The organism is Snodgrassella sp. W8158 (genome assembly GCF_016100435.1).
Taxonomy (GTDB): domain Bacteria; phylum Pseudomonadota; class Gammaproteobacteria; order Burkholderiales; family Neisseriaceae; genus Snodgrassella; species Snodgrassella alvi.
Genome location: NZ_JACFSM010000017.1, coordinates 1 through 371, shown reverse-complemented (window position 1 = coordinate 371; position 371 = coordinate 1). Strand labels below are relative to the sequence as shown.

Below are 371 nucleotides of genomic sequence, written 5' to 3'. Positions count from 1 at the left end.
TCAGCTGCAGCAGCACAGGGACATGCAAATGCTCAGTGTAATTTAGGTGTATTGTATGAAAATGGCGAGGGTGTAGATCAGAGCTATGAAAAGGCAGTTGAATATTATTCAGCAGCAGCTGAACAGGGAGATGCTGTTGCCCAATGTAATTTAGGTAGATTGTATGAAAATGGTGATGGTGTTGAGCAGAATTATGAAAAGGCGGTTGAGTATTATTTGGCTGCAGCTGCACAGGGAGATGCTGCTGCCCAATTTAATTTGGGTGTATGCTATGAAACGGGCGATAGTGTAGAGCAGAATTATGAAAAGGCAGCAGAGTATTATTCAGCTGCAGCAGCACAGGGACATGCAAATGCTCAGTGTAATTTAGG

At 43.4% G+C, this 371-nt stretch carries 1 protein-coding gene; it reads left to right on the top strand.

What is annotated here, in order from left to right; translation table 11 throughout:
- On the top strand, positions 1-371 hold a 371-nt coding region (locus tag H3V11_RS11720; protein ID WP_198210511.1), incomplete at both ends, for a tetratricopeptide repeat protein.